Source organism: Sphingomonas abietis (assembly GCF_027625475.1).
Taxonomy (GTDB): domain Bacteria; phylum Pseudomonadota; class Alphaproteobacteria; order Sphingomonadales; family Sphingomonadaceae; genus Solisphingomonas; species Solisphingomonas abietis.
Genome location: NZ_CP115174.1, coordinates 3,364,012 through 3,376,321 on the forward strand (window position 1 = coordinate 3,364,012; position 12,310 = coordinate 3,376,321).

The following is a 12,310-nucleotide window of genomic DNA, read 5'->3' on the forward strand; positions in this document are numbered from 1 at the left end:
TGAGGGAGATGCGGCCGGTCCTCCACGACAGTCCCTATGGCTTCGAGGTCATGGACAAGGCGCCGGCCAATGCCTTCGCCACGATCCGCGAGGATGAGGGGCTGACCGTGATCGCGCCCGGCGACGGCTGGGCGCGGATCAGCCTGGCGGTCCATTCCAGCCTTGCCGCGGTAGGATTGTCCGCCGCCATCTCGGGAACGCTGGCTGCGGCCGGCATCTCCTGCAACATCGTCGCCGGCTATCATCACGACCATCTGTTCGTGCCATGGCCCCGCCGGCACGACGCGATGACGGCCCTCGCCACGATTTCAGGGGATCGCCCATGAAGGCCACCATCTATCACAATCCGCGCTGCTCCAAGTCGCGCGAGGCGCTGGCGTTGCTGCAAGCCGCGGGCATGGACGTCACCATCGTCGAATATCTCAAGCAGCCGCCATCCCGTGATACGCTGGTACGCCTCTACGGCCGCGCCGGGATGCGTGCCCGCGACGGGCTCCGCATGGCAGAGGCTGGTGCCAAGGCGCTGAAGGATGCCGGCGAGGACGCCATTCTCGATGCGATGGCGGCCGACCCGAGCCTGATCGAGCGCCCGCTGGTGGAAACCGATCGTGGCGTTCGGCTGGGCCGGCCGCCGGAGAAGGTTAAGGAAATTTTGCCCGATTGACCTTCTCGCACTTGCCCGAGTCGCCGACATCCGGCTTAATCGGCGGGTCATGGCCACAATTGCAGTTTACAGCCTGAAGGGCGGGGTCGGGAAGACGACTTTGGCCGTCAGCCTTGCCTGGTGCGCAGCATCGTCGGCCCGCCGCACCCTGCTCTGGGATCTCGATCCGCAAGCCGCCTCGTCCTGGCTGCTCGGCGCCAGCGCGCCCGGCAAGGAGGAGGCGCAGGCGGTGTTCACCCGCGAGGCCGAGCCGAGCGACCTCGTCCGCCCGACGGGGATCGACAATCTGTCCATCCTGCCCGCCGACCGTTCGCTGCGCGGGCTCGATCGGCTGTTCCACGATCTGGACAAGCGCAAGCGCCTCGCCAAGCTGGCCGAGCGGCTCGGCAAGGGCTGGGATCGCACCGTGCTCGATTGCCCGCCCGGCCTCACCGACACCGCCGACCAAGCGCTGCGCGCCGCCACGCTGATCATCGTGCCGGTCATCCCCTCCCCGCTCGCCCGCCGCGCCTTCGACGATGTCGTGGCCCATCTGCGCGAGACGCATGGCAAGGTCGCGCCGATGCTGCCGGTGTTCAACATGGTCGATCGGCGCCGCCTGCTCCACCGTGCGGCCATTGCCGAGCAGCCGGACTGGCCGATCGTGCCGATGGCGAGCGCCCTCGAGAGCATGACCGCCGCCGCACCGCTTTCCGGCCCTTTTCCCGCCTCGTCGGTCGCCGGCCCGGCCATCTCGCGGTTGTGGCGCGGCATCGAGAAGAGGTTGGCGCCATGACGACGGGGCGCGCCTGATGCTGGGGCGGGGGCGTCGCGCGGCCGCCGAGCCGATCGATCCCGATCTCCTGCTGCGCGCTTATTCGGTCGGCGTCTTCCCGATGGCGGACAGCCGGGACGCCACCGACATCTTCTGGGTGGAGCCCAAGAAACGCGGCGTGATGCCGCTCGATGGTTTCCACCTCTCCCATTCGCTGCGCAAGACGCTGCGGTCGGATCGCTTCGCCGTCACTGCCGATCGCGCCTTCGCCCAGGTCATGGCGCATTGCGCCGAAGCCACCGACGGACGGCCGGAAACCTGGATCAATGGCCAGATCGAGCGGGCCTATACGATCCTGCATCGGAACGGCCACGCCCATTCGATCGAGGTATGGAAGGCGGGCGATATCGGCGGCACGATGATCGGCGGGCTTTACGGCGTGTCGCTGGGCGGCGCCTTCTTCGGGGAGAGCATGTTCTCCCGTGCCACCGATGCCTCCAAGATCGCGCTCGCCCACCTCGTCGCGCGGCTCAGGGCCGGGGGCTTCCGGTTGCTCGACTGCCAGTTCATCACCGATCACCTCGCCTCGCTGGGCGCGATCGAGATCGGGCGATCGGATTATCGGACGCTGTTGGACGATGCGCTGGGCGCCGGCGTCGCGGCGGCGGGCGGCGGCGCCGCACCGGCCTCCGTATCGGGCGACTTCTTCGCGATCGAGCGCGGCGCCTCACCGGCGCCGACCGAAGAGGCCATCACCGTATCCGGCCCGATATCGGGATGCGTCATCGCGCAGCTCTTGGGCCAGACATCGTAGATCGGGTGCTCGACGACGTTGAGCGACGGCGATTCCTTGTAGAGCCAGCCAGAGAAGATTCTCCGCCAGCGTGAATCGCGCCCTTCGGTATCGACCTGCACGAAGGCCCCCGTCAGCGGCTCGGCCTCCCACGGCGCGCTCGTCTCGCAGGCACGCAGGCGCACGACGACATCGCCGACCCGCACGGCCTGGCCGGGCTTGAGCGTCAGATCGCGCTCCTCGCCATTCCGCTTGTTAAGCAGCCCCAGCACCGCGACGCGATCGGCCATCGGCGTCTCCGCCTTGGAGAGCGCCTCGGCATCGGACGAAGATTTGCTTTTGGATTTCGCCGGGGCTTTCGCGGGCGCGGCATCATCCGACGCATCGCTGCCGTCCGTGCCGTTTCCCAGCGGCAGGACCGGCTGCTGGTCGTTCGCCTGGATCGCCTCGACACCCTGCCACGCGGCAACACCGCCGATCAGCAGCACCGCGACGCCAGCGGCGAGCCGCCCGCTCACGGGTGCGCGGGCGCTGCGCCCGGATCAGCCGCCGCCGGTGCGGTCTTGGCGCTATCCCCGCCCGACTTGTTGATGAACTGCCCGACCATGCTCATCAGATCGACCGACCCCTGGGTATCCACGATCACGTCGCCATTCTTGAACGGCGTCGATGAACCGCCCGGGATCATGTTCATGTAGGTGCCGCCGAGAATGCCCTCGGATGCGATCGCCGCGCTGCTGTCGTCCGGCAGCTTGGAATCGGGATTGATCGCCAGCGTCACTTCGGCCTGGAAGGTCTTGGGATCGAGTTTCACCCCCGCGACCTGGCCGATCTTGATACCGGCGACGCGCACGTCGGTGCCGGCGTTGATACCGCTGGCATTGGGGAACAGCGCGCTGACTTGAATGGCATTGGGCACACGGCCGCCGCCGGTGCGCTGGAAGGCGTACCAGCCAAACCAGATCGCGACGAGGACAACGAGAAGACCGATCAGCGCCTCGGCGCCATGCTCCTTGGCAAGACTACGCATAGGTCAGTTCGGGCTCCACGCCTCATAGTCGCCGGTCGCCGCGGCACGCTTGCCGCCTGCTTCCAGCGCGCCCGCCGGGCGATACGCCTCACGGGTGCCGGTCATGTTCGGTTGGGCGGGCGCTTGCCAGGCCCGCCGCGGCGGCAAGGCCTTGTCGGGCGTCTCGGCCTGGGTGCCGTGCAGCCAGCCATGCCATTCCGGCGTGACCCGGCTCGCATCGTTCGCGCCCGCATAGATCACCCAGCGACGTGGGCCGCCATGGACGGCGACGCCGCCCTCGAAATAGACGTTACCGAACTCGTCCGACCCGACCCGACTGCCCTTCCGGGCAGAAAAGATGCGGGTGCCGAGTGTGGCGCCGTTCCACCACGTGAAGATGCTCGTGAGTAAGCCCATATCAAAGCGCTTAGCGCGGCGCCCCCCGCCCGGCAAGCGCGACCGTCACGATCGCAGCGATCGGCGATCGACATGATCGCTGGAACATGGCCCCCATGGCAGGCGCGCTCCTCGCGATCGACCGGGCGCCGCGACGCGCCATCAATCCTCGCGAACGAGGATCATGACGGCCAGCGGCCCTTTGGCGCCCGCTGCGATTCGGGCGACCAGATTCTGTTCGGGAACCAGATCCGCAAGCCCCGCGCGCCGCACCGTTTCCATATGCACGAAGATATCCGCGGAATCGCTCTCGCGCATCAGGAAGCCGTAGCCCTTGAGGCGATTGAACCACTTCACCCGCACCGGCTCGGGCTCGCCCGCATCATCAAGCAGCGGAATCGGGTCGACATGGGTCGCGGCCCGGCGGGCAGCGGTTTCCAGATCGGGGCCGGTCGCGGTAGACAGGTCAAAGCTGACGATCGAGCGCGCCTGCAGGCCGCGATCGCGATGCGCCGCCAGACAAACGGCGCGCGCGCCTTCCGGCAGGCTTCGCCGGCCAAAGGGCCGCAGCACGGAAAAATGGATGAGGACATCCCCCTCGCCATCGTCGCCGACGAGAAATCCGAAGCCGCGCGTAGCATCGAACCATTTGACACTGCCCGATACTTCCACATCGCCAGTGTCACCATCGGCAGCAGCAGCAAAAGGATCAGGATTCCGGATCATGCCGCCCCCAACGTCATGTGTGGACGAGCCATGTGCCAGACCCGATGCCCTATCATGCTCCACGCCGTCCCCGTCGTCGTACGCAAAAGCACCTTCTTGCATGACAAATACTCCCCCGGATCGCCATGCTAGCATGATTATTAACCGAATCGACCTCGAATCTTTCGGATGCTTGCGAGAATCGCCACAGCCAAGGTCTCACGATCCGTCCTGTTCCGGCACATCACCGGGCCGACATGCGAGAATTTTGCGGATATGCTCGGGTGCGTGCCCGGCGCGGACCATCGCCCCGAACGCCCGCCGGCGATCGGCATCGTCCGCCACATCCCTGGCGAACGGCCCGAAACGCCGCCGCTCGGCAAAACGCAGCGCGGTTTGCCAAGCGACATCGGCGGCGTGCTGGCGCGCGTCGCCGGCATCCCCGTCCCCGATGCCCAGCACGCTCAGCGCCTGTCCGAGCCGGCGGGCGCCATAGCCCCGCGCGGCCAGCGCCCGGCCGCGCGCGTCTGCGACCGCGCGATCATCGACATAGCCCAGATCGGCAAACCGGGTGACCAGCGGCTCGATCGGTGCCTCCGACTCCCCGTCCCAGCCACGCTCGGCGAGCTTACGTCGAAGATAATCCCGCAGCTTCGCTCGACTGGTCGCGTAACGGCTGACATAGCCGATCGCGAGGCGCTCCAAGCCGCCTGAATCCAGCGGCGGGCGGGGTCGGGAGGAATCTCTGGGTCTCACCCGCCATGTTTGTGCCACAGTCGAGCCGAATTTTGAACGCTGATGACCGTCACATGACAAAGGATGGATTCATTGCGCCGAGCCGTCTATCAGGCCGGGTTGTTGTAGTTAAGGAGATGCCGTCGGTGCGTCACGAAGTTGAAAGCACTGCCAGCACCGGGGACACGAAGGCGAATGCAGGACCGGGCCTGGTCCTCACGCCGACCGACGACGTACTGCCGCGCCGCATGGCCGACTTCGCCACCATGGCCGAGGCACTGGATTATGCGGCCCGGAGCGCGCGCGGCCTGAACTTTCACGATGCCCGCGGCACGCTGGTACGGCCCTATCCCTATGCCGAGCTGCGCACCGATGCGCTGGCCAACGCCCATCGCCTGATCGCCGCCGGTGTACGCCCCGGCGATCGCATCGCCCTGGTCGCAGAGACGGGGATGCAGTTCGCGGCGATGTTCTTCGGCGCGATCTATGCCGGCGCATGGCCGGTGCCGCTGCCGCTGCCGACCAGCTTCGGCGGGCGCGAATCCTATATCGACCAGCTCGCCGTCCAACTCGCCAGCTCGGATCCGAAGATGCTGATGTACCCGGCCGAACTCGCCTCGATGGCGGGCGCGGCCGCGGAAACCGGCAAGGTCCAGGGCCTTACCTACGAGGATTTCACCGCGCGCGAGGCGCCCGCCGGGCCGCTTCCGCAGGCGTCGGGCGACGACATCGCCTATCTCCAATATTCCAGCGGATCGACGCGCTTCCCGCATGGCGTGGTGATCACGCATCGGCAGTTGCTCGATAATCTGGCGGCCCACGGCCACGGCATGTCGATCGGGGACGGCGATCGCTGCATCTCCTGGCTGCCCTGGTATCACGACATGGGCCTGGTCGGCTGCCTGCTCTCGCCGATCGCCAACCAGGTTTCGACCGATTATCTGAAGACCGAGGACTTTGCGCGCCGCCCGCTCGCCTGGCTCGACCTGATCAGCCGCAACGAAGGCACCACCCTCAGCTATTCGCCGACCTTCGGCTATGACATCTGCGCCCGCCGCATCGGCTCGCAATCGGACGTCGCCGGCCGCTTCGACCTGTCGCGCTGGCGGCTGGCGGGCAATGGCGCCGACATGATTCGTCCGGACGTGATGCAGGCCTTCGTCGATGCGTTCGCGCCGGCCGGCTTCGATGCCAAGGCCTTCACGCCGAGCTACGGCCTGGCCGAAGCCACCCTCGCCGTGTCGCTGATGCCGCCGGGCGAAGGCATCGTCGTCGAGCTGGTCGAAGAGACGCAGCTTTCCGGCGGCGACATCGCCACTCATCGGCCGCAACGCTATCGCGCGATCGTGAACTGCGGCAAGCCGGTGCGCGGCATGACCATCGAAATTCGCGAGGAGGACGGCACGCCGCTTCCCGAAAAGGCGATCGGCAAGGTGTGGTGCTCGGGCGGATCGGTGATGGTCGGCTATTTCCGCGACCAGGATGCGACCGATGCCTGCATGGTCGATGGCTGGCTCGATACCGGTGACATGGGCTATCTGAGCGACGGCTATATCTACATCGTCGGCCGCGCCAAGGACATGATCATCGTCAACGGCCGCAACCATTGGCCGCAGGACATCGAATGGGCGGTCGAGCAGTTGCCCGGCTTCAAGGCCGGCGACATCGCCGCCTTCGCGATCACCACGCCGGGCGGCGAAGAGACGCCCGCCGTCCTCGTCCAGTGCCGCACGTCCGACCAGGAGGAGCGCACCCGCCTGCGCGATCTGATCCGCGAGAAGGTCCGCGCGATCACCGGCATGAACTGCGTGGTCGAACTGGTGCCGCCGCGCACGCTGCCGCGCACATCGTCGGGCAAGCTCAGCCGCGCCAAGGCGCGCACCCTCTATCTGTCGGGCGAGATCCAGCCCTACGATATCGCCGCCTGATCCGGCTTTCCGGGGATCGGCGCGGCACCGCTCCGATCCCTGTCATATGTTTGTCGAAAATACGGACTTATCCACCGCTGATGACGGCCATGCTTACGCCCCGGTAAGATATCGCCGTTAAGTCTCCGGAGGTGTCGAGTTCCTCGCCCTCTTCCTCGGAGCGGATCACACCCTCCTGGTCCTATACGCTCGGCCTCAGCAAGGGCCGGGGCGATGCCTATCCCGCGATCACCGAAGCCCGCAGCGCCGCGATGCGCCAGCGGCGGCCGCTGTGGCTGGGCGCCCATGTCGTCGGTGTCGCCTTCGTAGCCCTGATCCGATTCGAATTGCTCGGCTGGAAGGTGCTGCTGCCCTGGGTTTCGGCGATTACCGCCATCCTTGCGCTGATCCTGATCGGCGGCTTGCGGGACGATCGGGCAGGCACTGGCCGGCGCGATCCCGATCTGCTGGGCGGCATCTTTCTCGGCATCGGCTGGGCCGTCGCAATGGCGCTCTACACCGGCCCGTCGGGAACGATGTACGCCTTCACCCTGCTGGCGATCGGCGGATCCCTCGCCACCCTGGCGACCGCGCTCATGGTCGCCGCCCCGATCGGTGGCCTGGGCTTCATCCTGATCGTCGGCACTGCCGCCTCGACATCCATGGCGCTGGACGGCCGGATCGCGCTTGCGGGCGTGATCGCGATGTTCACCGTCGCCGCAACGCTGACCTTCCTCGCCAATGCGCGACTGCTGCTCAATCGGATGACCGCCGAACAGGCGCTGGCCGGCAAGGAAGAGGTGATCAGCCTGCTGCTCGGCGAGTTCGAGGATAGCAGCGCCGACTGGCTGTGGCGCACCGACGCGGCCAAGAGCCTGATCGACGTCAGCCCGCGCCTCGCCCGCCTGTTCGGCCTGAAGCGCAGCGACGTCGAGGGCAAGCCCCTGCTGGCGATGCTGGCCGGTGACGGCTGGGATCGCGGCGACGTCGCGCCCGGCATCCGGATGCTCGCCGAAAAGCTGCGGCTGCGCGAAAGCTTCCGCGATCTGGTCGTGCCCGTGATGGTCGCCGACGAACGCCGCTGGTGGTCGCTGTCCGCCACCCCGCGACGGGACGAGCGCGGCGCGCTGATCGGCTTCTGGGGGGTCGGGACGGATGCTACGGAACGCCATCGCTCCGCGGAGAAGATCGATCGCATGGCGCGCTTCGATGCGCTGACCGGGCTCGCCAACCGCGCCCATGTCATCGACAAGCTGGGCATAGCGCTCCGCGACGGGCATCATGTCGGCCGCCGCTCGACGCTGATGCTGATCGACCTCGATCGCTTCAAGCAGGTCAACGACACGCTCGGCCATCCGATCGGCGACAAGCTGCTGATCGAGGTCGCCAACCGGATATCGGCGCTGCTGTCCCCCGGCGACCTGTGCGGACGCCTGGGCGGCGACGAATTTGCTGTCGTGATACCCGATTCGACCGACCGCGACCGGGTCGAGGTGCTCGCCGAGCGCATCGTCCATGTCCTCTCCGCGCCGTTCGACATCGAGGATCACCAGCTCCACATCGGCGGATCGGTGGGATCGGCGACGGCGCCGCTCGATGGCCGTGTCGTCGAGACCCTGCTCCGCAATGCCGACCTCGCGCTGTACCGCGCCAAGGATGACGGGCGCGGCGTCCATCGCCGCTACGAACCCTCGCTCCATGCCCATGCCGAGCAGCGACGCCGCATCGAGATCGCCTTGCGCGATGCCCTGGAGCGCGGCGAGCTCAGTCTCGTCTACCAGCCCATTGTGGAGGCCGTGCATGGCAATCTGACGAGCTTCGAGGCATTCCTGCGCTGGACCCACCCCGAACTCGGCGACGTATCGCCCGACATCTTCATCCCCATCGCCGAAGAAGCCCGCCTGATCGGGCGAATCGGGGACTGGGTGATGCATTCGGCGTGTCGCGACGCTGCCAGCTGGCCGGATCATGTCCGCGTTTCGGTCAACATGGCCGCTGCCCAGCTCAAGGACGCGCAATTGCCGGCGACGATCGTCTCCGCCCTCTCCCATTCGGGGCTGGCCGCCGACCGGCTGGAACTGGAAATCGCCGAGGAGGTGTTCGTCCGGGATGGCCGCGTGACCGGCGTGGTCGACAAGATCCTGGCGCTCGGCGTCCGGATCACGCTCGACGATTTCGGCACCGGCCGATCCTCGCTCGCCTATCTGCGCAAGGCCCGTTTCTCCAGCATCAAGATCGATCGCAGCTTCGTGCGGGCAGCCAGTGCCAATGCGGCGGAGAGCATCGCCATCGTCCGCGCCATCGTCGCCATGGCGGATTCGCTCGGCATGACCACGATCGCCGAGGGCGCGGAAACCCGCAGTGAATATGAGCGGATGCGCGCGCTCGGCTGCCGCCAGGTGCAGGGCTGGCTGATCGGCCAGCCGGTCAACCCGAAGGCCGCCGCCGAATTGGCCCATGGCCGCGACAAGGCGCGTGTCGTCCGCGTTCACTGAGGCGCTTGCACGCCCACCGCTCTCCCGCTATGGACCGCTTCCGCTTCCCGACCTGGAGGAGCGTAGCTCAGTTGGTAGAGCATCGGTCTCCAAAACCGAGGGTCGTGGGTTCGAGTCCCTCCGCTCCTGCCATCCCATGATGGTGAGCCAAAAGGTCGGGAAGCGGGAATTGATCGAGGCCAGGGCGCCGCTGCCCCTTTCGGGATGGCGCCTGCGGCCTCTTGTGTCGTTGATGGCCGCCGGCCATGGATGGCCTAGTCGTTGATGGAAGGTGTACCGTGGCGAGGACGAACGAGAAGGATGGGATCGGCGGATTTTTCCGCAACATCCCCGAATTCGTCAATCAGGTGAAGGCCGAGACCGCCAAGGTCGCCTGGCCCACCCGCAGGGAAACGACCATGACCGCCGTGATGGTGGTGATCATGACGACGGTGCTGGCGCTGTTCTTCTTCGGCGTCGACAACGCATTCAACGGGCTCGCGCAGCTCCTGCTCAAGCTCGTCGGCTAAGGAAACTTCATGTCGCGCTGGTACATCATCCACGCCTATTCGGGCTTCGAGAACAAGGTGCGGGAACAGATCCTCGCCGACGCGACCCGCATGGGTCTCGAGCAGCTCGTCGAGGCCGTCGAGGTTCCGACCGAGAAGGTGACCGAGGTCCGTCGCGGCAAGAAGATCACGTCCGACCGCAAATTCTTCCCCGGTTACGTGCTGGCGAAGCTGCACATGAACGACGACGTCTACCATCTCGTGCGCAACACGCCGAAGGTGACGGGCTTCCTCGGCAACAACGGCAAGCCGCAGCCGATCAGCGAGGCCGAAGCCTCGCGCATCCTCAACACCAAGGAGGAGATCGCGACCGCCGCGCCGAAGCAGAAGATCAAGGTCGATTTCGACATCGGCGATCAGGTGAAGGTGCTGGAAGGCCCGTTCGCCTCGTTCAACGGCCTGGTCGAGGAGCTCGATTTCGATCGCAGCCGCGTCAAGGTCTCGGTGTCGATCTTCGGTCGCGCCACCCCGGTCGAGCTCGAGTTCGAGCAGGTCGAGCGCGTCAAGTAATTCAAGGTTTCCGGCCCAGGCCGGAAAAGTCCGCGGGAGGCCGCAAGGCCGTTTGTACCGCTAAGCCATAGGAGATCATCATGGCGAAGAAGATTACCGGTTACATCAAGTTGCAGGTGAAGGCTGGCTCCGCCAACCCGTCGCCGCCGATCGGCCCCGCGCTGGGTCAGCGCGGCGTCAACATCATGGAGTTCTGCAAGGCGTTCAACGCCGCGACGAACGACCTCGAGAAGGGCATGCCCATCCCGACCGTGATCACCGTCTACGCCGATCGCAGCTTCTCGTTCATCACGAAGACGCCGCCGGCCTCGTTCCTGCTCAAGAAGGCCGCCGGCCTGACCTCGGGCTCCAAGGAGCCGGGCAAGGCGATCGCAGGCAAGATCAAGCGCTCGCAGCTCGCCGAAATCGCACAGGCCAAGATGAAGGACCTGAACGCGATGGACATCGACGCGGCAACGAAGACGATCGAAGGCTCCGCGCGCGCGATGGGCCTCGAAGTGGTGGAGGGCTGAGATCATGGCCAAGCTGACCAAGAAGGCGAAGACCCTCGCCACCGCCGTTGACCGTGACAAGCTGTACGCGATCGACGAGGCGATCACCCTCGCCAAGACCAACGCCACCTCCAAGTTCGACGAGACCATCGAGGTCGCGGTGAACCTGGGCGTCGATCCGCGCCACGCCGACCAGATGGTCCGCGGCGTCGTCACCCTGCCCAAGGGCACCGGCAAGACCGTCCGCGTCGGCGTGTTCGCCCGCGGCGCCAAGGCCGAGGAAGCCAAGAATGCCGGCGCCGACGTCGTCGGTGCGGAAGATCTGCTCGAGATCGTCCAGGGCGGCACGATCGATTTCGATCGCTGCATCGCGACCCCGGACATGATGGGCCTGGTCGGCCGTCTCGGCAAGATCCTCGGCCCGAAGGGCATGATGCCCAACCCGAAGCTCGGCACCGTGACGATGAACGTCGCGGCGGCGGTCGAAGCGGCCAAGGGCGGCCAGATCGAATATCGCGTCGAGAAGGCGGGCATCATCCATGCCGGCCTCGGCAAGGCGAGCTTCCCGGCTGCCGACCTGCGCGAGAATTTCGACGCGCTGCTGGACGCGCTGGTCCGGGCCAAGCCGTCGGGCGCCAAGGGCAAATATGTGAAGAAGGTCGCCGTCTCGTCCACCATGGGCGCCGGCATCAAGGTCGACACCGCCGAACTCGGCGGCTGATCTTCGCCTTCTGGCAAAACGGAAAGGGCCGGGAGCGATCCCGGCCCTTTTTGTATGTGCGTCCCTCCCCACGCCCCGGATTAATTCTCGGTCAGAAGCGCCCTGCCCGATTGACCTCGCGGCGAAACCGGTCTGGATTGCGCCCACCGCAATCCTTGCGGGGGAGGTAGACTGATGATCCGCACGCTGACCGCGCTTTCCGTGACCGCGCTTCTCGCCACCAGCCTCGTCGCGGCCCCCTGCAAGGACGCCAAGGGCAAGTTCACCAAATGCCCGCCGGCCGCCACTGCCGCTGCCGCCCCGGCGGCGTTCAACAAGGATGCCAAGGGCCGCTGCCACGTCGCATCCGGCCCCAAGAAGGGCCAGCTGATGAAGTGCCCGAAATAAGCGGCGCGGTAATTTATTGACTCCTGGCGCGGGCTCGCTATGAGCCCGCCCTTCGGTCGGCGTCAGCCGGCCGTGTACCGTCCGAGACTGCAGCTGGGGTTTGCCCCTTAATTCGGCTGCATAGGCGGGGAAGAGTTTTTCCGGGTCCGTCCTCATGATGGTCCCCGGGTCTGCCGGGCAAGGGTCTCCAGACCA

15 protein-coding genes, 1 tRNA gene and 1 pseudogene are annotated in these 12,310 nt (G+C 66.5%); 12 read left to right on the forward strand and 5 right to left on the reverse strand.

The features are described 5' to 3' along the window. Positions 1-8 precede the first annotated feature (8 nt). The 4 genes from PBT88_RS15920 to aat are packed head-to-tail and all read left to right on the forward strand — an operon-like array spanning position 9 to position 2,232. A complete protein-coding gene (locus PBT88_RS15920) occupies positions 9-326 on the forward strand; it encodes an ACT domain-containing protein (protein ID WP_270076298.1) in 318 nt (105 codons plus the stop codon). Next, positions 323-664, forward strand: a complete 342-nt coding sequence (arsC, locus tag PBT88_RS15925; protein ID WP_270076299.1) for an arsenate reductase (glutaredoxin) — start codon at positions 323-325, stop codon at positions 662-664. Before PBT88_RS15920 ends, arsC begins: the two co-directional genes overlap by 4 nt. Before the next feature lie 49 nt (positions 665-713). Then, positions 714-1,439 (forward strand): ParA family protein, encoded by a 726-nt coding sequence (locus PBT88_RS15930; RefSeq protein WP_270076300.1) that lies wholly within the window; start codon positions 714-716, stop codon positions 1,437-1,439. Between the two features lie 16 nt (positions 1,440-1,455). After that, entirely contained in the window at positions 1,456-2,232 is a 777-nt protein-coding gene (aat, locus tag PBT88_RS15935) for a leucyl/phenylalanyl-tRNA--protein transferase (protein WP_270076301.1), read from the forward strand. Positions 2,233-2,267: 35 nt separating this feature from the next. On the opposite strand, the pseudogene PBT88_RS15940 reads toward aat, so the two are convergent. The 5 genes and pseudogenes from PBT88_RS15940 to PBT88_RS15960 all read right to left on the reverse strand — a co-directional run. Further along, positions 2,268-2,501 (reverse strand): annotated as a pseudogene (locus PBT88_RS15940) (DUF2155 domain-containing protein); the annotation flags it as partial. A 224-nt stretch (positions 2,502-2,725) separates the two neighbouring features. Then, on the reverse strand, positions 2,726-3,241 hold the full coding sequence (mlaD, locus tag PBT88_RS15945; RefSeq protein WP_270076302.1) for an outer membrane lipid asymmetry maintenance protein MlaD: 516 nt from the start codon (positions 3,239-3,241) through the stop codon (positions 2,726-2,728). A 3-nt stretch (positions 3,242-3,244) separates the two neighbouring features. Then, complete coding sequence (locus tag PBT88_RS15950; RefSeq protein WP_270076303.1) at positions 3,245-3,637, reverse strand: NADH:ubiquinone oxidoreductase subunit NDUFA12; 393 nt, start codon at positions 3,635-3,637, stop codon at positions 3,245-3,247. 141 nt (positions 3,638-3,778) lie between these two features. Further along, positions 3,779-4,342 (reverse strand): cold-shock protein, encoded by a 564-nt coding sequence (locus tag PBT88_RS15955; protein ID WP_270079290.1) that lies wholly within the window; start codon positions 4,340-4,342, stop codon positions 3,779-3,781. Between the two features lie 198 nt (positions 4,343-4,540). Continuing rightward, on the reverse strand, positions 4,541-5,026 hold the full coding sequence (locus tag PBT88_RS15960; RefSeq protein WP_270076304.1) for a regulatory protein RecX: 486 nt from the start codon (positions 5,024-5,026) through the stop codon (positions 4,541-4,543). 278 nt (positions 5,027-5,304) lie between these two features. Between PBT88_RS15960 and PBT88_RS15965 the strand changes: the two genes are divergently transcribed. The 8 genes from PBT88_RS15965 (at position 5,305) to PBT88_RS16000 (ending at position 12,115) form a co-directional block, all read left to right on the forward strand. Then, positions 5,305-6,984 (forward strand): fatty acyl-AMP ligase, encoded by a 1,680-nt coding sequence (locus PBT88_RS15965; protein ID WP_270079291.1) that lies wholly within the window; start codon positions 5,305-5,307, stop codon positions 6,982-6,984. Between the two features lie 131 nt (positions 6,985-7,115). Continuing rightward, on the forward strand, positions 7,116-9,458 hold the full coding sequence (locus PBT88_RS15970; RefSeq protein ID WP_270076305.1) for a putative bifunctional diguanylate cyclase/phosphodiesterase: 2,343 nt from the start codon (positions 7,116-7,118) through the stop codon (positions 9,456-9,458). 56 nt (positions 9,459-9,514) lie between these two features. Beyond that, positions 9,515-9,590, forward strand: a tRNA-Trp gene (locus PBT88_RS15975). A 146-nt stretch (positions 9,591-9,736) separates the two neighbouring features. After that, on the forward strand, positions 9,737-9,967 hold the full coding sequence (gene secE / locus PBT88_RS15980; protein WP_270076306.1) for a preprotein translocase subunit SecE: 231 nt from the start codon (positions 9,737-9,739) through the stop codon (positions 9,965-9,967). Between the two features lie 9 nt (positions 9,968-9,976). Continuing rightward, entirely contained in the window at positions 9,977-10,516 is a 540-nt protein-coding gene (nusG, locus tag PBT88_RS15985; protein WP_270076307.1) for a transcription termination/antitermination protein NusG, read from the forward strand. A gap of 80 nt (positions 10,517-10,596) precedes the next feature. Next, positions 10,597-11,028 carry a 50S ribosomal protein L11 gene (rplK, locus tag PBT88_RS15990; RefSeq protein WP_270076308.1) on the forward strand — a complete coding sequence of 144 codons (432 nt, stop codon included), beginning with the start codon at positions 10,597-10,599 and terminating at the stop codon, positions 11,026-11,028. A 4-nt stretch (positions 11,029-11,032) separates the two neighbouring features. Then, positions 11,033-11,728: a 50S ribosomal protein L1 gene (gene rplA, locus PBT88_RS15995; protein WP_270076309.1), complete on the forward strand. Its 696-nt coding sequence runs from the start codon at positions 11,033-11,035 to the stop codon at positions 11,726-11,728. Positions 11,729-11,902: 174 nt separating this feature from the next. Continuing rightward, positions 11,903-12,115: a hypothetical protein gene (locus PBT88_RS16000; protein ID WP_270076310.1), complete on the forward strand. Its 213-nt coding sequence runs from the start codon at positions 11,903-11,905 to the stop codon at positions 12,113-12,115. Positions 12,116-12,310 lie beyond the last annotated feature (195 nt).